The organism is Candidatus Chromulinivoraceae bacterium, assembly GCA_035478595.1.
GTDB lineage: Bacteria > Patescibacteriota > Saccharimonadia > Saccharimonadales > Saccharimonadaceae > CAMLKC01.
In genome coordinates this window covers 39,800-60,491 of the sequence record DATIJL010000018.1, presented here as the reverse complement: position 1 = coordinate 60,491, position 20,692 = coordinate 39,800, and the positions used below count along the sequence as shown (strand labels likewise).

General features: G+C 46.1%; 20 protein-coding genes. 9 read left to right on the top strand and 11 right to left on the bottom strand.

Annotated features, from left to right (window positions below):
* Positions 1–5: 5 nt before the first annotated feature.
* Genes secG through VLG36_05930 form a run of 5 tightly spaced genes read right to left on the bottom strand, consistent with a single transcriptional unit; the run spans position 6 to position 4,125 of the window.
* Positions 6–242 (bottom strand): preprotein translocase subunit SecG, encoded by a 237-nt coding sequence (gene secG, locus VLG36_05950; GenBank protein HSW78315.1) that lies wholly within the window; start codon positions 240–242, stop codon positions 6–8.
* Entirely contained in the window at positions 239–634 is a 396-nt protein-coding gene (locus VLG36_05945) for a phage holin family protein (protein HSW78314.1), read from the bottom strand. Before VLG36_05945 ends, secG begins: the two co-directional genes overlap by 4 nt.
* Before the next feature lie 25 nt (positions 635–659).
* Entirely contained in the window at positions 660–1,865 is a 1,206-nt protein-coding gene (locus tag VLG36_05940; GenBank protein ID HSW78313.1) for a Xaa-Pro aminopeptidase, read from the bottom strand.
* A gap of 51 nt (positions 1,866–1,916) precedes the next feature.
* On the bottom strand, positions 1,917–2,531 hold the full coding sequence (locus VLG36_05935) for a prepilin-type N-terminal cleavage/methylation domain-containing protein (GenBank protein HSW78312.1): 615 nt from the start codon (positions 2,529–2,531) through the stop codon (positions 1,917–1,919).
* A 40-nt stretch (positions 2,532–2,571) separates the two neighbouring features.
* On the bottom strand, positions 2,572–4,125 hold the full coding sequence (locus tag VLG36_05930) for an excinuclease ABC subunit UvrC (GenBank protein HSW78311.1): 1,554 nt from the start codon (positions 4,123–4,125) through the stop codon (positions 2,572–2,574).
* Positions 4,126–4,196: 71 nt separating this feature from the next.
* Between VLG36_05930 and VLG36_05925 the strand changes: the two genes are divergently transcribed.
* Genes VLG36_05925 through VLG36_05910 form a run of 4 tightly spaced genes read left to right on the top strand, consistent with a single transcriptional unit; the run spans position 4,197 to position 7,424 of the window.
* The gene (locus tag VLG36_05925) at positions 4,197–5,117 is read left to right on the top strand and encodes an ABC transporter ATP-binding protein (protein HSW78310.1); all 921 of its coding nucleotides are present in this window, start codon (positions 4,197–4,199) and stop codon (positions 5,115–5,117) included.
* Positions 5,107–6,729 (top strand): hypothetical protein, encoded by a 1,623-nt coding sequence (locus VLG36_05920; protein HSW78309.1) that lies wholly within the window; start codon positions 5,107–5,109, stop codon positions 6,727–6,729. The genes VLG36_05925 and VLG36_05920 overlap by 11 nt, the downstream gene beginning before the upstream one ends.
* Positions 6,729–7,157: a hypothetical protein gene (locus VLG36_05915; protein ID HSW78308.1), complete on the top strand. Its 429-nt coding sequence runs from the start codon at positions 6,729–6,731 to the stop codon at positions 7,155–7,157. Before VLG36_05920 ends, VLG36_05915 begins: the two co-directional genes overlap by 1 nt.
* A 15-nt stretch (positions 7,158–7,172) precedes the next feature.
* Positions 7,173–7,424, top strand: coding sequence for a DUF4342 domain-containing protein (locus VLG36_05910; protein ID HSW78307.1), 252 nt, complete (start codon positions 7,173–7,175; stop codon positions 7,422–7,424).
* Position 7,425: 1 nt separating this feature from the next.
* Here the strand turns inward: VLG36_05910 and VLG36_05905 are convergent, their stop codons facing one another.
* A complete protein-coding gene (locus VLG36_05905) occupies positions 7,426–7,890 on the bottom strand; it encodes a MarR family transcriptional regulator (protein HSW78306.1) in 465 nt (154 codons plus the stop codon).
* Between the two features lie 83 nt (positions 7,891–7,973).
* Here VLG36_05905 and VLG36_05900 point away from each other — a divergent pair, with 83 nt between their 5' ends.
* A complete protein-coding gene (locus VLG36_05900) occupies positions 7,974–9,677 on the top strand; it encodes an MFS transporter (protein ID HSW78305.1) in 1,704 nt (567 codons plus the stop codon).
* 180 nt (positions 9,678–9,857) lie between these two features.
* Here VLG36_05900 and VLG36_05895 read toward each other — a convergent pair whose 3' ends face one another.
* Together VLG36_05895 and VLG36_05890 are read right to left on the bottom strand one after the other, a co-directional pair.
* On the bottom strand, positions 9,858–10,124 hold the full coding sequence (locus VLG36_05895) for a hypothetical protein (protein HSW78304.1): 267 nt from the start codon (positions 10,122–10,124) through the stop codon (positions 9,858–9,860).
* Positions 10,125–10,224: 100 nt separating this feature from the next.
* A complete protein-coding gene (locus tag VLG36_05890) occupies positions 10,225–11,124 on the bottom strand; it encodes a rhodanese-related sulfurtransferase (protein HSW78303.1) in 900 nt (299 codons plus the stop codon).
* A gap of 197 nt (positions 11,125–11,321) precedes the next feature.
* Here VLG36_05890 and VLG36_05885 point away from each other — a divergent pair, with 197 nt between their 5' ends.
* A complete protein-coding gene (locus VLG36_05885; protein ID HSW78302.1) occupies positions 11,322–13,070 on the top strand; it encodes an ABC transporter ATP-binding protein in 1,749 nt (582 codons plus the stop codon).
* Positions 13,071–13,072: 2 nt separating this feature from the next.
* The gene (locus VLG36_05880; protein ID HSW78301.1) at positions 13,073–14,854 is read left to right on the top strand and encodes an ABC transporter ATP-binding protein; all 1,782 of its coding nucleotides are present in this window, start codon (positions 13,073–13,075) and stop codon (positions 14,852–14,854) included.
* A gap of 52 nt (positions 14,855–14,906) precedes the next feature.
* On the opposite strand, the gene VLG36_05875 is transcribed toward VLG36_05880, so the two are convergent.
* Entirely contained in the window at positions 14,907–15,632 is a 726-nt protein-coding gene (locus VLG36_05875) for a 50S ribosomal protein L25 (protein ID HSW78300.1), read from the bottom strand.
* Between the two features lie 64 nt (positions 15,633–15,696).
* Between VLG36_05875 and VLG36_05870 the strand changes: the two genes are divergently transcribed.
* Positions 15,697–16,380, top strand: a complete 684-nt coding sequence (locus VLG36_05870; protein HSW78299.1) for a VTT domain-containing protein — start codon at positions 15,697–15,699, stop codon at positions 16,378–16,380.
* Here the strand turns inward: VLG36_05870 and VLG36_05865 are convergent, their stop codons facing one another.
* Positions 16,381–16,584: a hypothetical protein gene (locus VLG36_05865; GenBank protein ID HSW78298.1), complete on the bottom strand. Its 204-nt coding sequence runs from the start codon at positions 16,582–16,584 to the stop codon at positions 16,381–16,383.
* Between the two features lie 114 nt (positions 16,585–16,698).
* Here VLG36_05865 and VLG36_05860 point away from each other — a divergent pair, with 114 nt between their 5' ends.
* A complete protein-coding gene (locus VLG36_05860) occupies positions 16,699–17,562 on the top strand; it encodes an HAD-IIB family hydrolase (GenBank protein ID HSW78297.1) in 864 nt (287 codons plus the stop codon).
* 198 nt (positions 17,563–17,760) lie between these two features.
* Here VLG36_05860 and uvrA read toward each other — a convergent pair whose 3' ends face one another.
* Positions 17,761–20,577: an excinuclease ABC subunit UvrA gene (gene uvrA, locus VLG36_05855; protein ID HSW78296.1), complete on the bottom strand. Its 2,817-nt coding sequence runs from the start codon at positions 20,575–20,577 to the stop codon at positions 17,761–17,763.
* Positions 20,578–20,692: the final 115 nt, after the last annotated feature.

Sequence of the window (20,692 nt, the reverse complement as noted above, 5' to 3'; positions counted from 1 at the left end):
TCTTTCTAAAGTTTAAATGCTGGCAAAAGCAGCCCTACTAAGATCGATAGCACAAACAGAACTGCAAGAACAATCGTTACCTCAAAGAGATTCTTATCAAGACCACGGCGGGTCGTGTATAGTTCACCTGAGCTGCCAAAACCAGCTCCAAGGCTAGCACCTCGTTGTTGTAGTAAAATTGCAATAATCATTAAAGCAGCTGAACCTACGGTTACGATCTGCAAAATGGAATCTATGTTCATATTCTTTCCTCTCGGTGGCGCGCATACTGAAGCTCGAGTGCGCTACTTACTATATAGTTTACCAAACTTAGGACAATTCCCGTAAGGACTGAGTTCCAAAATGTCATTTGGAGACCTGGTGCAAGCTTAAGGGAGATATATACCATAAAGCCATTTACAATAATCGTAAACAGCCCTAGTGTTACCAGAATCGCCGGTAATGACAGAATGATGACAACTGGGCGTAAAATTGTATTTACCAGCGAGAATATAAGTCCCGCAAACAAGAATACCGATACGCCCGTAGTGAATTCGGTGTTGTTATACCCTGTTCCAAAAATCCGTACTGCTACCCATAGACCCATCGAATTGAGAATCCAACGTAGCACAAACACAAAAAATTGTTTCTTCATAAGCTACCTCTACTATAGCGATACTTTACAAATCTGTCGAGAGACGAGCACTGAGGTTAGTCCGACCTTTTTCGGTCACAAGAATATCATCCTCTATACGAACGCCAATGTTTTCTTCAGGAATATAAATTCCAGGTTCAACTGTTAGAAGCATGCCGGACTCGAATAAACGCGGCGCACCAAGCGCCTCATGAACATCGATGCCTAGACCGTGACTAACTGCATGCGGAAAGTAACGGTGAAATGCCTTATCATCGCTTTTATCTTTCATAAGCCCTAGGGACAACAGCGCGTCGGTCATGATGCGATCGACATCCCGTTGATACTGCTCAACCGAAACATCAGGACCAAGTAGCCGTATGATTTCTTTTTGCGCCGACTGAACAGCTGCGTGCACCTCGACCTGCCGTTTCGTAGGGTCGCTAGTTGCGTATGTACGTGTTATATCTGCCGAATAACCATCCAATCTTGCACCAACGTCCATAAGGAGTAATTCGCGCTTTTTGATCTTTGCCTTGTTAGCATCGTAATGCAACGTACAGGCATTGCCGCCACACGCAACAATAGGATCATACGCATGACCCTCACCCCCTTTCTTACGGAAAAAATAAGAAAATTCCGCCTCTAACTCGTATTCGTGTGACACGTCGCTCAGGGTTTCCTTGACGAGCTCAAAGGCATCTACCGTAAGGCCAATGACTTTTTTCATGCGAGTAATCTCAATCGGCTGCTTAATAGCGCGCAGTTTTGCAAGTTCTTTACGGCAATCCTGCACAGAATTAAACGTCCGATCTAGCATCTCGTACATTTTGTGACCAGCAGGGTTTAAAGAGAAATCGAGATATTCAGCGTACGGCTGTTCGCCGAGGCTATATACAACGCTATGTTTTTTCGCAAGATCACGGAGCATGCTCTTGGCATCGTCCACCATAATAACCTCGTCCACTCCACTCGTTTTCTTTGCATCTTCCAGAGACAGACTACCATCAAATATTTGATGAGATTTGCTCAGCTTTGGAGCCACAAGCCAGCTTTTTCGTCGCGTACCGTCTACAATAAGCCACCAGTCTGGCTGCTCAATACCAGTTAGCCACCAAAAATTAGCTTCTTGCTCGAATGCAAACGGCATATCATTGCCGCGTTGCATACCGGTATATGCCGAGAGAACAATCAATCCACCTTTAAGTTTTGTTATCAATCGGTCGCGGTTGGCAGTAAAGAATTCATCCATCTTTTTTATGATACACCTCTTATGGTAAAAATTGCACCATCCGGGAAGAGGCTATTTTACAGTGACGTAATAATTCATGCCGTACGTACTACCCCATTTTTGGGAACTCGACGTAAACCCGGCAACTGATCCGGCATCACAAAGCGCATCGATCGTACTGTCGCGTCGAGATTGAGTCTCTAAGTGAGCAAACACGTACGTAACTGGGGCGCCATTAATTGTGCAGGTAGCTTTCATATACGCCGTCGTGCTACCATCTGCGGTAGAACAGGCCCCTCCGGAGCTCGTTACGCAGCCCGAGGGATCCACAATGATATTACTCAGAACACCCGAATTCTTAAGACACGTGGCAATAGTAGCTGGAAAATATGCGTCAGGCCCCTGGTTGAACCACCCATTACCTAGACCCGTATATCCACAGTGGTTTCCGCTGCCATCCGTACTAGTAGAGTCTACATAGTTATTGTTTTTAATAGCGTACGCTGTGAGAGCCGAGGAAATCTGTTGCAAATCACTCTTACGAGTATTATCACGCGTCGATCTAACATAACCGGGATACGTAACAAGGACGACGCTCGCTAAAATAATAATAACGACAACCACAATAAGAAGCTCTACAATCGTAAAACCATTTTCTCGCCGTCGCAATATTTCTCTTATGCCCATCGTGATACCCTTCGTTACCACGACTATAGCATAAGCATTGTTAGTCAGACAAATAGCGTTTTAAAAGCTGTGCTTTAGTCACACCTATAGCGTCAGCAATTTGCTCAGGTGTAGCCTTTTGCACACCTCGAAGACTTCCAAACGTTCGGATAAGTTTACGACGCGTTGCCGGGCCCACCCCTGGAATATCCTCCAAACTACTGGCTGTTTGCTTAGCGCGTTTTAACACGGTGTGGTAGCTAACCGCAAAACGATGAGATTCGTCACGTATTCGCTGAAACAGTTTGGTGACGTCGGAGTAGGTCGAGACGACAGGCGCCCCGCGGAGATTGCGTGAATGCGATGAAGCGTTCACCTGTCCTGCATGAAGATTAACGATTAAATACTGGCCAGAGTCGACGACCACCACGCCCGGGATAGGGTCACGCAAAAGCTCCATTAGTTTTTCCGTTTTAATATTGGAACGGGTTTTATGAATTATTACCTCTTCCTCACGCTTGGCTATACTAATCATAGGAATAGTTATGTCTCGCTCTTCGGCTGCTTTTATCGCAGCATCAAGCTGGCCCTTACCACCGTCAATTAAGATAAGATCCGGCTTACCCCATGCCTTCAGGTTTTTTTCACTTAATCTTCGCTGAAGTGTTTCATTCATATTGAAATAATCATCATTATGTTCGATGCGTGTTTTAAACTTACGATAGTTCGCCCGATCGCTCACACCATTCGTGAACACTACCATACTCGCCACCACGTTCGTGCCGCTCATGTGCGAAATATCATAGCCCTCAATTCGAGCTGGTACTTTAGAAAGACTAAAAAGATCACGCAGATCGCTAAGGGCCCTGTCTTTACTAATATCCAAAAACTCTTTGTCGCCGAACATAATCCGACGCTGCAGCTCCCCAAGATCTTGCAACTTATTGCGAAGCTGTGCAGCTGCTTCAAAATCATGTAGCAACGCTGCGGTCTTCATGTCACGCTCTATTTCTTTAGCGAGTGCCTTACGTCCGCCTTCCATGTACTTAATAAGTTTACGTAGAGTTATTTTATACTCATTACTCGATATGCCAGGCCGTGGACTTAATCCAATATGCGCATCAAGATCGGGTCGCTCACCTAGACGAGGTGGCTTAGTGTAATATGGAAAAACCTTGCGTAAATACCGTAACGCTTTCTTAACTGCGAATCCGTTATAATACGGCCCAAAATATTCTGCCCCGTCATCTGCTGGATTGCGCGTGAAGCTAACGAACGGCCATTCGTTTTTCATATCGATCCGCACAAACATTTGCGATTTATCATCACGCAGCAAGATATTAAACCGCGGCATGTATCGTTTGACCATCTCACTTTCTAAAAAGAGTGCGTCGATCTCGCTCTCGGTTTCTATCCAATCAGTATCTTCAATCTCGGCGACAAGTGCTCGTGTTTTAATATCCATATCTCGCTGCGACTGAAAATATTGCCGTACGCGGTTTTTTAGCACCGCCGCTTTGCCTACATAAATAATCTCGCCTGTTTTTGACTTATGAAAATATACGCCAGGACTGCGAGGTAGGGTTTTTAGCTTAGCTTCTAATTGTTTATTCACTTTCACTAGTATACAGCCTTCCAAAATTATGATGAAGATGCCTGTTGAAAGTTTCAGAAAAAAGTGAAACAATGAAACAAAGCATAAGCGGAGATACCATGACGACGATTATTAAAGCAGCGGGGCTTACAAAACGTTACGGCGATTTTACCGCCCTTAACCGACTCGATTTAGAGGTAAAAAAAGGTGAAATCTTAGGCTACCTTGGCCCGAACGGCGCCGGTAAAACAACCACTATTCGCCTTCTACTCGGCCTTATAAAACCCTCTGAAGGATCAGTCAAGGTTTTTGATAGAGACGCAACACATGATGCCGCAAAACTACACCACATGATTGCCTACGTACCAGGTGAAACCAGCTTTTGGCCAAATATGACGGGTGCCGAAGCATTGAGATTTCTTGCAAACATACATGGCAGCTCGAATGACGATTACCAACTTGAACTGATTGAAAAGTTCAAGTTCGACCCTAATAAGAAAATCCGCAGCTACTCTAAAGGAAACCGCCAGAAGATCGCCTTAATTGCCGCTCTCGCATCAAAGGCTGATCTGCTTATTTTTGATGAGCCAACAAGCGGTCTCGACCCAGTCATGGCAAAGGTATTCCGTGACGAGGTATTAAAGGCAAAAAAAGAAGGCCAAACCGTTTTTCTGTCTTCACATATGCTTGAAGAAGTCGAAGAGCTCTGCGACCGCGTGGCCGTTTTGCGTGATGGCGAGCTAGTCGAACTCGGTACACTCGACCAGCTTCGTCATCTTTCGGCGATTACGGTCGATATGACCTTTGCAGCTACTCCACCCGATTTCTCACACGTTAAAAATGTAAGCAATGTACTCGTTAACAATAAACATGTACAGTGCAGTGTCAACGGCTCAATCGACGATTTACTAGTCGCGGCCGCCAAGGCGGAGCCTCTTAGCTTTTTAAGTCGTAAACCATCACTCGAAGAGCTGTTTCTGGCCATCTATGATGGGGGCAACAATGAAAAGTAAGCGCCTTTCGCCAGCGAATGCCTTGCGCCGGTTCGGCTTTAAACAGGCGTTGAAGGGCGCGCTTATCGTAGGAATTCTCGCCGGGTTTATGGGCGGGTTGCAAGAATACGCCTACACTACCAGCTATCCCGATCCCATCTCACGCGCACAATTTAAAATAACCCTCGAAGCTGCGCCAGCGCTTGGCATCATTTACGGTGACCCGAGCGATCTGCCCTCGCCTGCCGGCTACATGGCATACCGAAGTGGCATGTTTCTCGCCATGATTGCGAGTATTTGGAGCCTTATGACTGTTACGCGCTTACTACGTGGTCAAGAAGAAGATGGTCGTTGGGAGCTTATTGCGGCGGGCGGAACAACGTCAAAAGGCGCCTCGCTCCAGGTATTTACAGGTTTCATGGCCACACTCACTCTTGCGTTCGCCATAGCGGCCATTGCCATGACTAGCACCGGACTCCTACATGGCGTCGATGCGCCAGGCACTGCCGGGTTACTTTTAAGCCTAGCTGTTTTCGCACCAGCCGTTATGTTCGCGACACTTGGTTTTTTGGTCAGTCAGCTATCGGTTACTCGGCGTCGCGCATTGGTATATGGCCTTGTTCCGCTTCTATTCTTTTTTGTTCTTCGTACGCTCGGTAATACCATCCCTGACCTGTCTTGGCTTAAAAACTACACACCATTTGGTTGGCTGGAGGTTATGAAGCCAACGACCGATCCTCACCTTGTATGGCTGCTTCCATTTCTTATCATTTCAGTTATTCTTGTACCGTTTGGTGCATACCTTATTACAAGACGCGACCTTGGCGAAGGCACACTTAAGGAATCAACCACCGCAAAACCCCACTATCAACTACTCAGTTCTCCATTTGCATTGGCGCTTCGTCAAAACAGCATTAGTTTTATAAGTTGGGGCATTGGGGCGTTATTTCTCAGTGCACTCATGGCGCAGATATCAAGCATTGCTGCCAGCGCCGTGAGCGATTCACCATCACTCAAACGAGTAGTTGCACAGCTAGGCGGATCAGATAATATAGCTCTCGCCTTTATTGGCGCCGGCTTCATCTTCCTTGTCGTTATTTTGCTTTTAATGGCAACATCCAGCATGGGCTCTGTTCGTAATAGTGAAGCTAAAAATGTTCTCGATAACATACTAGTACAACCCGTTCGACGAAGTAGCTGGCTTATCGGTCGCCTCACGCTCGTTCTCAGTGCAACGGTCGTCATTTCCCTGCTAGCGATGACGGCGACGTGGGCCATGGCAAGCGCGCAACATCTTTCGGTCGAACTTGGTACACTCCTTGCTATTGGCATAGCACTAACCGGAACAGTTCTCCTAACTATCGGGTTTGGTACGTTACTGTATGGACTTGCGCCACGGTTTACGACTATTGGGATGTACGCTGTTATTATTTGGTCGTTCTTGATCGATATGATCGGATCAGTCGTAAAATTAAACGATTTTGTTACGAATAGCTCACTATTTCACTACATTTCTATTTCTCCAACTATTGCACCGGACTGGAAAACGTTCGCTTGGCTAGCTGCTGTTGGCGTTACTCTGATGGCTGCTGGTATTATCATCTTTACAAAACGTGATATTATCAGCGAATAATGCAGCCTGAGTTTGATCAATTTATTTCAAAGATGGAAACGTTTGGCATCACTGCTGGCATGCCGCCAAGCGTGTCGCGCATGCTCGCCTACTTAACCGTATGTCAACCTGCGCAGCAAACCGTCGAAGATATTCGCGATACTATAAGCCTGTCTGCAGGCGCTATCAGTGAGGCACTAACCCTACTGAGAAGTATCGGATTGGTTGAACGATTTAAAAGACCAGGCGATCGTCACTTTTATTACCAATTAGACCCAGACGGTTGGCGCAAGGCTACAGTAAGAAAATTCAAAGCTATGGATGAAGGTGTCGCAATCGCCAAAGAGGGCCTCGAACTACTTCCGAACGACCCACGGCTCCAATCTATGCACGAAATGTATACCCTCTTTAGCCGTGAGTTTGCAAACTTTGCCGAGCGCTTTAAATAGGCATATACTGAAACTATGACAGAAAAGAAAACCACCGAAGAATTTACAGTTAACGGCGAAGAGCTGCTAGCCAAAGTTAAATCACTTATTAACGAAGGTAACATCCGCCGCATTATCATTAAGGACGATGCTGGTAAAGTGCTTGTAGAGTTTCCTCTCACATTTGGCGTTGTAGGTGCTCTCCTCGCTCCCGTACTTGCTGCCGTTGGCGCAATTGCCGCACTCGTTACAAAATGTACAATTATTGTTGAACGACGCGACGCCTAGGTTATTTTTTACGAAGATCTACAATAATCTTTTCGACTTTGTCGTTCATTTGTTCGTGAATATCAATTAAAAACTCAATCTGTTCGGGTGTACATTTTTGCATAGTCCGTTCAAACGCTTGACCCATCGGACAATAGAGATCACGAACTTTCTGACTTTTTTCTTCGTCTTCGATTGGCATTAAAAACACACGGCGACGGTCATGAGGGTCACGAGTACGGCGTACTAGACCTGCTCGTTCAAGCCGATCTACGATACCCGTAATAGCACCCGTCGTCAGGCCACAGTAGCGTGCCAGGTTACCCGCACTCATTGGCTGATGTCGGCTGATGATGTCCATCGATTCAAATTCTGTCGCGCTGAGACCAATTTTGTCTGCAACAGCATTGGTATGGAGAACAGTCAGCGTGCCAGAGCGTTGCATTGATTGGTTCAGTTCCTCTATAAGGTCTTTTTTAGATTTCATGGTTGACGCAGCTTTCGATTTATCTTACAATCTAAGATAATTATAAACTAAACTATTTTATACTATAGATAGGAAAATAACATATGTCAACCGAACATCCCACCGATTCGGCGCAGCATCATGCGAGTAAGTTCACCAGCAGGCAACGAACTATTGCACTGATTATTGTCGCCCTCGCATTTGTGATGGACCTTCTCGACAACACTATTGTCAACATTGCCATCCCATCAATTCAAAGTAACCTTGGAGCAAGCTATGCTTCAATCCAATGGCTCATCGCCGGCTACTCATTATCATTCGCCGTTCTTCTTATTACAGGCGGGCGCATGGGTGACGTATTCGGTTATAAAAAACTGTTCATTACTGGTGTGGCCGGGTTTACCCTCGCTTCATTGCTAAGCGGTATGGCCTGGAACACAGAAGTGCTCGTTGGAGCCCGACTGATACAGGGCGGTATGGCCGCGCTTATGGTGCCGCAGGTTATGTCACTCATGCAGGTGATGTTTAAACCGCATGAACGCGGTGGCGTTATGGGTCTCTTTGGTGCACTTGCCGGCGTTGCCGCATCTTTAGGTCCTGTCGTTGGTGGTCTGCTAATTCACGCCAATATTGCTGGCCTCGATTGGCGTCCAATTTTCCTGATTAACATTCCGGTTGGCTTGTTCGCTATTATTGCCGGTGCTAAGTACCTACCTAACGGTAAATCACCTCACCCGCTCAAATTGGATATTTGGGGTACGTTTATTGTAATGCTCGCCTTGTTCATGATCGTATTCCCACTCATCGAAGGTCGCGACCTTGGTTGGCCTGCGTGGACCTTCGGTATGATGGCGGCATCTCTCCCAGTATTCGGTGTCTTTGCCCTATGGCAAAAGCGCAAGGAACGCATTGACGGTTCTCCGCTCATCCCTACTGCTCTCTTTAAAGTTAAAACGTTTATTACCGGTCTTGGAATCAATATTGTTTTCCAGGGTGCTATGATTGGCTTCTTCCTACCCTTTACATTGCTTATTCAGATCGGTCTTGGATACGAGGTTATCAAGGCTGCACTTACTGGCATACCGACAGCAATTGGTATTTCACTAGCAATTGGCTTATTCGGTCAAAAGCTCATTCCAAAACTCGGCCGTTACGCCATGAGTCTTGGAGCAGTCGTTATGGCAGCGGGTTTGATTATTACCTACTTGTTTGTAAAGCATAACGGTCTTGATATGACTCCTTGGGAGTTTATCCCTGGCCTACTCGTTACTGGTCTTGGCATGGGTCTTGTGATGTCACCAATCTTCTCAGTGGTTCTTGCTGATGTCGACCCTAAGCACGCTGGTTCCGCCTCGGGCGTTATGAACGCCGTACAGCAGCTTGGTGGCGCGATTGGTGTTGCTATGATTGGTGTAATCTTCTTTGGCCAATTGACTACTCACGCTGATGCAAGCTTTACTTCTGTAGAGCCCAACATCCGCACAGAGCTTTCAAAAGCCCACGTGCCAACTCAGGCACAAGACACAATTGTAAAAGATATGCGCACATGCTTTAACGATCGAATCAATGAAAAAGACGCCACAGCTACCCCAGATAGCTGTAAGCAGCTTCAAGCCGGTCCACAAACTCCGGCCAGTGCCGCGATCGCTACCACGTTAGGCGACGCTGCTAAAAAGGCAAATACTGATAACTTCATCAATGCCTTCAAAGCCGCCGCTATCTACGAGGTCGCATTGGTTGCAATTACCTTTGGCATGAGCTTCCTGCTGCCACGGCATATTCGTGCGCAATCGATGGAAGTAGCCTAGAGCACTACTCAAATCTAACCCAAAAAGCCAGGCACTAGCCTGGCTTTTTTAGTACTACTTTTCGTCCTACCGGACTCGTCAGTATATTTATAAATATAGAAGTAGATTAGGTATGCTGAAGTGCGGCCCGAGGTGTTGCGGATAGGCTAGCGCCCACCCGCAACACCTCAGTGTTCGCGACTAGTGGCGGCGAACGCGGCGAACCGCCTTCACGGCGAACTTGCCGCTGGCCACCACGGTCACGACCGCGCCGACAGCGCTGAGCGCGGCGACCGTCCCGGCGATGATCCGGGTGCGGCGGCTCGGCAGTCCATCACTGAACGCCTTGCGCAGCGCCTCCTGGAACTCCGGCGGCAGCTCCGTCATGACCTCCTCGGACTCGGGCGTTCCCGCGGGAGCACCGTCGTTCACCTCGGCGGCCGTCTTCTTCGTCCGGTCCTCACTCACGTGAGACCTCCTTGGATCGAATTATTCCAACATACCTGACAGCATTTGCATACATCATGCAAAGAGGCTTCGACTATATTAATAAATTATTTACAAGACGTCAAGAATATATCAACTTCGCCTGTTCACGACAATCCTCTGTGTGATATAGCAAATCTGGGTTTTGCTTACAACCAAGACAAATCAAAACCAGATCGTTACAATTCGCAAACGCACAGTTTTCATAATTATTAGTAGGACCTTCGCAGTGAACGCAGCGCCCAACGACAGCTGTGTGGTCACTAAATTCAACCTTCATGCGATCATCGAACACATGCAAACTGCCCTCCCAAAGACCATCATCGCCATATGCTTCACCATACTTCACAATACCACCGTCTATCTGATAGACCTCGTTAAATCCACGATTTTTCATAAGGCTCGAGAGGATTTCACAGCGAATGCCACCCGTACAGTAGGTGACAACTGGCTTATCTTTAAGATTATCGTATTTGCCACTTTCGAGTTCTTTGATGAAATCTCGGCTTGTTCGCGTATCAGGTACGATGGCATTCTTGAATTTACCGATTTTTGCCTCATAGGCATTACGACCATCGAAAAATACAACATCGTCTCCACGCTCTTTGACTAACTTATTGACTTCACCCGGTTTTAGGTGTGTACCGCCGCCAACAACACCATTCTCATCAACCTTCAGCTCATCGGCAGCATCAAATGCAACAATCTCTTTTTTAACTTTGACGCTCATACGTGGAAAGTCTTCACGACCACCATCACTCCACTTAAAAACAGTCCCTTTAAAGCCTGGAAAGTCCTTCGTTGCCTTAATATATTTCTTAAGGTCATCTAGGCCCCCGCCAACAGTACCATTAATACCGTGTTTAGAAATAAGTATACGCCCACCAAGATTAAGACTATCGCAGAGTGTTTTTTGCCATAGCTTCATAACCTCCGGATCTTCGATCGGTGTGAATTTATAATATAATAAAATCTTTTGCATTATTTTCCATTATACAGGAATCTGGTTTTCACCTCAATAAAAACCATAGATATGTCTTGGCAAGCCATAAAAACTACGATATAGTAGATGTACTATGATCATCTCATGTGTAGTTGATCCGCTATTCGTGAATGTTTGGCCGTCCGAACCGCTAGCGATCTTGTCTTTTTAACAATAACTAAACTCTGGAGATCGCCATGAACGTCAATCGACAAACGCTCCGTCTATACTGGGAGCAAGTAAAAAAACATCGAACAAGCTTCATTGTGATGCTCGTTTTCATTCCTGTAGGGTCGCTTCTTATTGATACGGCTTTGCCTTATATGCTCAGTCAAGCTATTGGTGCCCTCACCGAGCACCATCTGGCAAAAGTCTATCCATTCCTATGGATCGCCGCTGGACTCGGGCTTTTAGGTGCATCATTCAACCTTGTCGGTTTTAGGTCGATGGTTTACCACGAGTCGAAGACTCTTGCAAATCTACGCGAACAGACCTTCATTCGCCTCATCAAGAAGGACAACCATTTTTTCGTTAATCAAAAAATCGGTGCCATGACGAGTCGCTACATAGACTACGTCCGTAGCGAGGTAACACTTCAGGATCTGTTTATTATTCGGACGCTCGGATTCATTCTCTCTATCGGAAGCGGTGTGGCTATTCTTCTCACGCAATCATGGCTAGTCGCTGCGATTGTCTTTACCCTGCTTGTTATGCTCGCATTTCAAATTAGATGGAGTGCTAAGAAACGTGCACCATGGCGACACGAACGAAAAACGCTCGTTGCTGAGATACATGGTAAGGTTGCAGACGCATTAACAAACAATGCCATTGTAAAAGCCTTCGCAGGAGAAGATCGCGAAATCAAAGATCTCCAAAAGCAAACTCGCCGTTTTGAACGTATCTATCGTAAAGATATTGGATTTACCGCAACTGAAGGATCCATTCGCGTAGCACTGATGGTTGTTGTGCAAATCATCGCTATTGTCGTATCCGTTCAGTTGGTTGGTACTGGCAGCATCTCTCTTGCAACCGCAGTCTTTATGCTCGCCTATTTACAACGTATTGGCTCGCAGTTATTTACCCTTGGCGATATTATTAATGGCTACGACCAAGCCCTGCTTGACGCTGCGCCTATGACTGAGATGCTCAGTGAGAATGTGCATGTCAATGACTCACACGCGGCAAGCAAGTTAGTTATTACTAATCCCGTTATTAAATTCGACAACGTCTCATACCGCTACGATGATGCGGGCGAAGACGTTCTGCGTGCTATTCAGCTTACTATTCCAGCTGGTCAAAAAGTAGGACTCGTCGGTCTTTCCGGAGCTGGTAAAACAACTATTACTCACCTTTTACTTCGCTTTGCCGATGTGACTGGTGGCGCCATTCACATTAATGATGCTGATATCCGCGACGTTACTCAAAAAAGCCTGCGCTCGGCTATCGCCTACGTGCCCCAGGAGCCAATGCTGTTTCACCGCACGCTCCGTGAAAACATTGCCTATGGTAAGCCCGATGCAACAGATGACGAAATTCGTGAAGCTGCAATACAAGCGAACGCCCTCGATTTTATCAAGTCGCTACCCCATGGGCTTGATACGCTCGTTGGCGAGCGCGGCGTCAAGCTTAGCGGTGGACAGCGGCAGCGCATTGCCATTGCCAGAGCTCTCTTGAAAAATGCACCTATTTTAGTACTCGATGAGGCGACGTCTGCACTCGATAGCGAGAGTGAGAAGCTTATTCAAGACGCACTCGAAAAGCTCATGAAAAACCGCACGAGCATTGTCGTTGCTCACCGTCTGAGTACTATCGCAACACTTGATCGTATTATTGTGCTCGATAAGGGCCACATTGTTGAAGATGGCGCACATACTGATTTATTAAAACAAAAAGGTATCTACGCAAAATTGTGGGCCCACCAATCTGGCGGATTTATTGAGGAATAGTGATGGCAAAAATACTAGTTCGTACCGATACAAAAACAGCACGTAAAACTCTAACCATTTTTTGGACAGAAATAGCCAAAGACAAGCGTCGATTTATATTTTATTCGACGCTTGTTCCGATCAACCGGCTACTTTATGTCGTTTTACTCCCTTTTTTATTTAGCCTTATCGTACAGTCATTAATACTTCATCCACACGACTGGAAGCATCCTGTTTTTCTTTTAGTAATCGGCACCTTGGTTTCAGTCTTAGCAGTTCTTACCGCACTCGTAGGTTTTACATCCCTATTTCGCCATGAAGAAGAGATGCGTACGACACTCATAAGAAAGAGCATGCAACACCTCATGCTACACAGTGACCAATTCTTTGCTAACCGAAAAATAGGTTCATTGGCTGGAGATGTTAACACTTTCGGTGCTTCTATCGTATCGTTTTTTGACATCATCTTTTTACAGGCAAGCGGTCTGGTTGTCAACTTCATTGCGAGTCTCATTATTATCGCCTTTATGTCCCCTGTACTTTTAATTCCGCTTGGACTTGCAACGATACTGCTAATTTGGCGAAGCTTAAAGGCCGTTTCAAGCCGTGGGCCAATTCGTCACAAGCGTAAACAGATGATGTCCCAGTTAAACGGCACAGTCGCTGACATTCTTGGTAATCAGCAGATCGTTCGCTATTTTGCAAATGGCACAAAAGAGGTAGATCGTGTCGTGACTGACCGCAAAAAAATCGAGAATGTTATGTTTGATGAAATTAGGATTTTTCAGCGCGAAACCATTGCGCGCCAAGCAATGCTCTTTGCCCTTCAACTTGTGACAATTGGGACTTGCATATGGCTTGCCACTACCGGAAATGTGTCAATTGCCGCACTTGTATTTGCCATAAGCTACTTAGGCAGGCTCACCGGCTCATTGTTTGAAATCACGCCTATTATTCGTGGCATGGAACAGTTATTTATCGATGCCGCCAATATCACTGATATCATCTACGAAGAACCTGAAATTAAGGACGCGCCTCATGCCCCTAGCTTAGTTGTACGTAAAGGACAGGTCGATCTCAATAGCGTCGTATTTCACTATGCAAAAAGCCGAGATGTAGCAATAAACGACCTTACGCTTCACATTAAACCGGGCGAGCGTATTGGTCTTGCTGGTCATAGTGGTGGAGGTAAAACAACTCTTACTAAGTTGGTTTTGCGTTTTGCCGATGTCTCTTCTGGATCTATCGAGATTGACGGACAGAACATTGCAGAGGTTTCACAAGACAGTTTACGAAGTGCTATTGCCTACGTACCCCAAGAACCATACCTGTTTCATCGCAGTCTTCGTGACAATATCGCCTATGCCCGGCCTGAAGCAGCAGATGAGGAGATTATGCAGGCAGTAAAACAGGCAAATGCTTATGAGTTTATAAAAGATCTTCCAGAAGGCCTTGATACAATCGTTGGCGAGCGCGGCGTCAAGCTTAGTGGTGGACAGCGGCAGCGTATTGCCATTGCCAGGGCAATCCTTAAAAACGCGCCAATCCTTATCTTAGATGAGGCGACGTCTGCACTCGATAGCGAGAGTGAGAAGCTTATTCAAGACGCACTCGAAAAGCTCATGAAAAACCGCACGAGCATTGTCGTTGCTCACCGCCTTTCAACAATCGCCAAGTTGGATAGGATTATTGTCATAAAGGGCGGGGCCATCAAAGAACAAGGTAGACATGACCAGCTACTCGCTCAAAAAGGCACATACGCAAAGCTGTGGGCACATCAATCTGGCGGATTTATTGAGGAATAGAAAAACACCCTAGGCCAAGACTGGTCTAGGGTGTTAGTCGTTTTATACGGCGCTACTTACTAGCGTCAGCTTGTTTTGGTTTATCCTGACCTTTGCCACCTGGATGATTTTCTTCTGTTTGCGTATTCTGCACAACATCAGCACCGTTTTCTGCTTCAACTGTCGACTCATCTTCAGCATCGCCACCTGCAGATTCGTTCGCTGCCTGCAGTGCACTCGGCTCATACACGTTTGCAACCACAAGATCCATATCCTGCTCTACGTTCGCAAACTCAACACCACTAGGTAGCTTAATGTCTGTAAACGTTAGCTTGTCGTCAGTTGTGGTGAGCATTGCAATAGAAATCTCAAGAGATTCTGGCAAGTTTGCAGGCAAAGCCTTCACGTCTACTCGTTCAATAGCCTGAAGTACGACAAGTCCGGCCCTTTCAGCCTCACTTTCACCCATACCGACTAGTACAATAGGCACCTCAGCAACAAGCGGTTCGTTCTGCTTAATCGTATGAAAAGCCACATGTCGAAGCGTGTGCTTCACTGGGTGCATATCAATAGCCTTAATGATAGCGAGCTTCTTCTTACCATCAATCGTCAAATGTACTGGCGTGTGCTTGCCTGCTGCATGAGCAACCTTAGCTGTTTCAACCATAGGCGATTCGGTCGTCATAGGGTCACCCTTGCCGCCATATACAACACTCGGGATCATACCTTCTTTGCGTAATTCGGCAGCTTTTTTCCCCACCTTAGTACGTTCGTTCAATTTCAATGAAATATCGTTCATTTCGCCTCCATTTCCGTACTCTCTATTATAGCATTTATGATCGCCGTGCTAAAATAGAGCAAGTATGATACCAGGATTTGACTTTACTAGCTTTGCCTCAACAGCTGGCCCTTGGCTTGTAATGGCAGTTGTTGCCGCAATTATTTTTGCAGAATCAGGACTACTCATCGGCTTCTTTTTGCCAGGAGATAGCATTCTATTTACCGCAGGTTTTTTAATTAGCGTTCATTTATTCAACTTTAGTATCCATCTCTTTGTCGTGCTCATATTCCTTGCTGCCGTTCTTGGGGATGGCGTCGGCTATATATTTGGAAAACGCGTTGGTCGCAGGCTATTTAGCCGACCAAACTCGTTGTTATTTCGTCAAGAAAACATCAAAAAAGCCGAGGAGTTTTATGAAAAACATGGTGGCGTTACAGTGATCTTAGCCCGCTTTATTCCTGTAGTCCGAACCTTCGTACCTATCATTGCCGGAGTTGGCAAAATGAGTTACCGTACCTTTCTTAGCTACAACGTTGTTGGCGCACTTCTTTGGGCTGCAGGTGTTGCTTACGCGGGATTCTATATCGGAGAGTTCTTTAATAGGCTCGGCATTGGAATAGATAGCGTGCTACTTCCAATCGTTACGCTGATTGTTATTGTTTCCGTCCTACCGCCTCTTATTCACATCCTAAAAGACAAGCGTCAACGTACTATAATCTGGAACGGCACAAAAAAGCAGTTCCGCGTTTTATTCCGTAAAAAATAATTACTCCACGAGTTCTTTTACGCGAGTTACGACAGACTCATAATCATAGCCAGGTTTAAGTGTTATTGTCGCTTGTACATGCTGCTTGCTATTTTCGAACTGCTCAAAAAAGTCGTCAAGTTTAGCGACACGTCCAAAATCATCCTTATTCCGCGCTCTTACTCTCGCCTCCACTATACTCCGAATATATCCAGGTGAATCCAAAGTAGATTAGTATGCCATAGAAAGGTCAAGCCACTCTCTAATATGAGCAACCTATTAAAATTCACCTTCCTAATTAACCCGAGTCGAATTACCATCTAGTGCAAGCCGCTGCTCATGAAGCTGTTGCTTGACATGCACACCGAGCAGGAGAATACTGAAGTTATGAATACTTTTGAGAGAAGGACACTAACAAGTCAACAGGGGGATATTGACCCGAATGACATAAAGGTATGGGGGTTTGATCTTGACGACACGCTAGCAGAATCTAAGCAAAGTATCGGCGCTAAGATGGGTGAACAGCTAATGCAGCTACTCGCTATTCGGAATGTTGCCATTATCACCGGGGGGACTTGGGAGCAAGTTGATAAACAGGTTATAAGCCGATTGCCTGATCCTGATCCCGAGAGCCTTAAAAGAATGCATCCTTTCCCGACATGCGGAACCCGTTCTTTAGACTATGTTGATGGTGTATGGGAAGAGGTTTATGCGGAAAATATAGACCCAGAACACAAGCGCTTAATCATTGAGACCCTAGAGACTGCTGCCAAAGAAGAAGGCCTTTGGGTGCCAAAGCCCTATGGAGAGATTATTGAGGATCGTGGTAGCCAGATTACATTTTCTGCGCTTGGCCAGCAGGCGCCACCTGAAATTAAAAAGGGTTGGGATACAAATGGCGAGCGAAGGGCAAGGCTAATAGCAAACGCCGCTGAACGCTTAGGAGATCTTGAATATGATCTAAGAAGCGGTGGCGCGAGTTCTGTAGATGTTACGCAGCGTGGGGTCGACAAGGCTTATGGCATACGAAAATTATCCGAGAGGCTAAATCACAGTTATCGGGAAATCGGTTTTGTGGGCGACCAGCTTAGTCCAGGTGGTAATGACTATCCAGCAAGAACAGTTACTGGAGTGAAGACATTCGAGGTTAGCAATCCCGATGATACAATACAACTTATTGAACAGATTGTTGCGGCTGCATAGACTATCCCAACTCGACATATTCCAACCATAAAGTAGCGGGAGAGGTCTGTTTTTCATATTCTTCTGTACATCAGTTACGTGGCAAGTAATGTTATCTCTGCCTCTTTGATTCAAACTCTGTGGAATTCATTGATGATAAAAAGAAGTCCTGAGTCCATATGGGCACCTCCCCGTTCAGCTGCGCCGTTTGCATAGTTCCTACTTCAGTAACGTCTTTAGGTATTGACCAGTGAATGACTCGGCGACTTTGCTGACGTCCTCTGGGGTACCTTGTGCAACAACAATGCCGCCGCCAGCGCCACCTTCAGGACCCATATCAATAACGTGATCAGCAGACTTAACGACGTCAAGGTTGTGCTCGATAATAACCATACTGTTGCCGCCCTCGATCAGTTTCTGCAAAATCCCAAGTAATCGTTTTACGTCAGCACTATGGAGGCCGGTTGTCGGCTCATCCAAAATGTAGAGAGTTTTACCGGTCGCACGTCGAGAGAGTTCGGTAGCAAGCTTAATGCGTTGAGCTTCCCCACCACTAAAAGTTGTAGCCGGCTGTCCTAGGCGAATATAACCAAGACCAACATCTACGAGTGTATCGAGTTTCCGGGCAATTGATGGAACATTCTTAAAGAAATCTGCAGACTGCTCAACTGTCATTTCAAGTACATCGCTGATTGTTTTTTCTTTGTATTTAATCTCGAGAGCCTCACGATTGTAGCGTTTTCCATTACACTCGTCGCAGGTTACGTAGACATCTGGCAAAAAATGCATTTCAATTTTTATTACACCATCGCCCTGACAGTTCTCACAACGACCACCCTTAACATTGAAGCTAAAACGACCGGCTTTATAGCCTCGGATGTTAGCTTCCGGTGTACCGGCAAAAAGTTCGCGGATTGGTGTAAATACGCCTGTATAGGTAGCCGGGTTAGAGCGTGGGGTTCGACCAATTGCCGATTGGTCAATAACGATTGCCTTATCAAGGTGCTTAATGCCTTCAATGTTCTCATGGGCACCCGGCACTGTCTGTGCACGGTGAAGTCGAGCAGATAGCTCTTTGGCTAAAATATCGTTCACCAACGTAGACTTACCACTACCGCTTACACCACTCACAACTGTCATAACGCCAAGTGGAAATGCGACGTCAATGTTTTTGAGATTGTTCTCACGTGCACCTCGAATAATAAGTTGGCGATCCTTTTCAATGGAACGACGTTTTTTAGGTACATCAATTTTTTCAGCACCCGAAAGATAGCGCCCTGTAATGCTGTCTTTCTGTTTTGCTACTTCTTCCGGCGTACCGGCAGCAACAACTTCACCACCAGCAACGCCAGCTCCTGGACCGATATCAAGCAGATAGTCTGCCTGACGAATTGTATCCTCATCGTGTTCAACAACAAGTACGGTATTCCCTAGGTCGCGTAGTCGTTTAAGCGTTGCAATAAGTCGGTCATTGTCACGCTGGTGTAGACCGATTGATGGCTCATCCAGAACATACAGTACACCCTGCAGGCCAGAGCCAATCTGCGTTGCAAGACGGATACGCTGAGCTTCACCGCCAGAAAGCGTATTTGCAGCCCGTGCTAGCTCTAAGTAGTTGAGACCAACATTGCTCATAAATCCAAGACGTTCGGTAATTTCCTTAACAATTTGGTGACCGATGAACTGCTCTTGTTCAGTAAATTTAAGCACGTTACGGAAAAGTTCTAGCGCTTCATCGATTCCCATATTACACATGTCCATAATACTCAATCCGTGAACTGTCACGGCAAGCACTACTGGTTTAAGACGATTGCCGTTACAGGCATGGCACTTACGCTCACGCATAAAGCGCTCTATGTCTTTACGCATAAATTCACTGTCGGTTTCTTTATGACGACGTTCGAGGTTGGGGATAACACCTTCGTATGTAGATTCGTAGTGACGTCCAGCTCCGATGTCAACGCGGTATTTTTCTGCACCTGTGCCATAAAGAATCTTAGTCAGATCTTCACTTTTCAGTTGTTTAACAGGCACCTGTAGACTAAAGCCATGCGCCTCTCCTACCTTTGCCAAACGTTTCATGTACCACGCATCACTATTAACGCGATTATACGGACGAATAGCACCTTCTGCGATCGTAAGGTTAGGGTTAAATACTAAATCGGGATCAACCTCCAAGCGAGACCCCAGACCAGTACAAACAGGACAGGCTCCTTGAGGAGCGTTAAAGCTAAAAAGTCGTGGCTCGAGCTCTGGAATTTCTTCGTTCGGGTGATCAATGCAGGCATAACGCTGACTAAAAATAGCCGTTTCGTCTTTATCTGCATTCAAAAGCTCAACGACCCCGTCGGCGAGCTCAAGTGCCTGTTCAACCGATTGCGTCACACGGCTAACACTATCCGCACTCATAGAGATGCGGTCAACAACGATTTCAATGTTGTGTTTGTAGCTCTTTTGAAGGTCGGGAAATTCATCGAGTGCGTACACAACACCATCTACACGAGCACGAGCAAAACCAAGGCGCCGATACTGTTCAGGGATATGCGCAAATTCACCTTTTTTCTCTTTAACAATCGGAGCAAGCACCATAAGACGAGTGCCCTCTTCGATTTTCATGACCTCATCGATAATTGCCTGTGGTGTACGACGAGACACTTCTTTGCCACAAATCGGACAGTGTGGCACGCCAATGCGCGCATACAAAAGACGCAAATAGTCATAGATTTCAGTAACGGTTGCTACAGTCGAACGTGGGTTTCGACTGGTAGATTTCTGGTCAATTGAGATAGCTGGACTTAGACCTTCAATCGACTCAACATCAGGTTTGTCCATAATACCAAGAAACTGACGAGCATAGCTAGAAAGACTCTCCACGTAGCGACGCTGTCCCTCAGCGTAAATAGTATCAAAGGCAAGGCTCGACTTACCTGAGCCCGAGAGCCCAGTAATAACCACTAGTTTGTCGCGTGGAATTTCGACACTAATATTCTTTAGGTTGTGCTCGCGAGCACCAGTAACACGAATAACCTCTGGCATAGCACTTAATTATAGCATAAAAATACCCTCTTTTGCCAGATATAGACTTTTGGATAATTCTATGAAGCCAACAAAAACGCTTATCTTTGCACAGCTTTGACGCAATGCTATATTG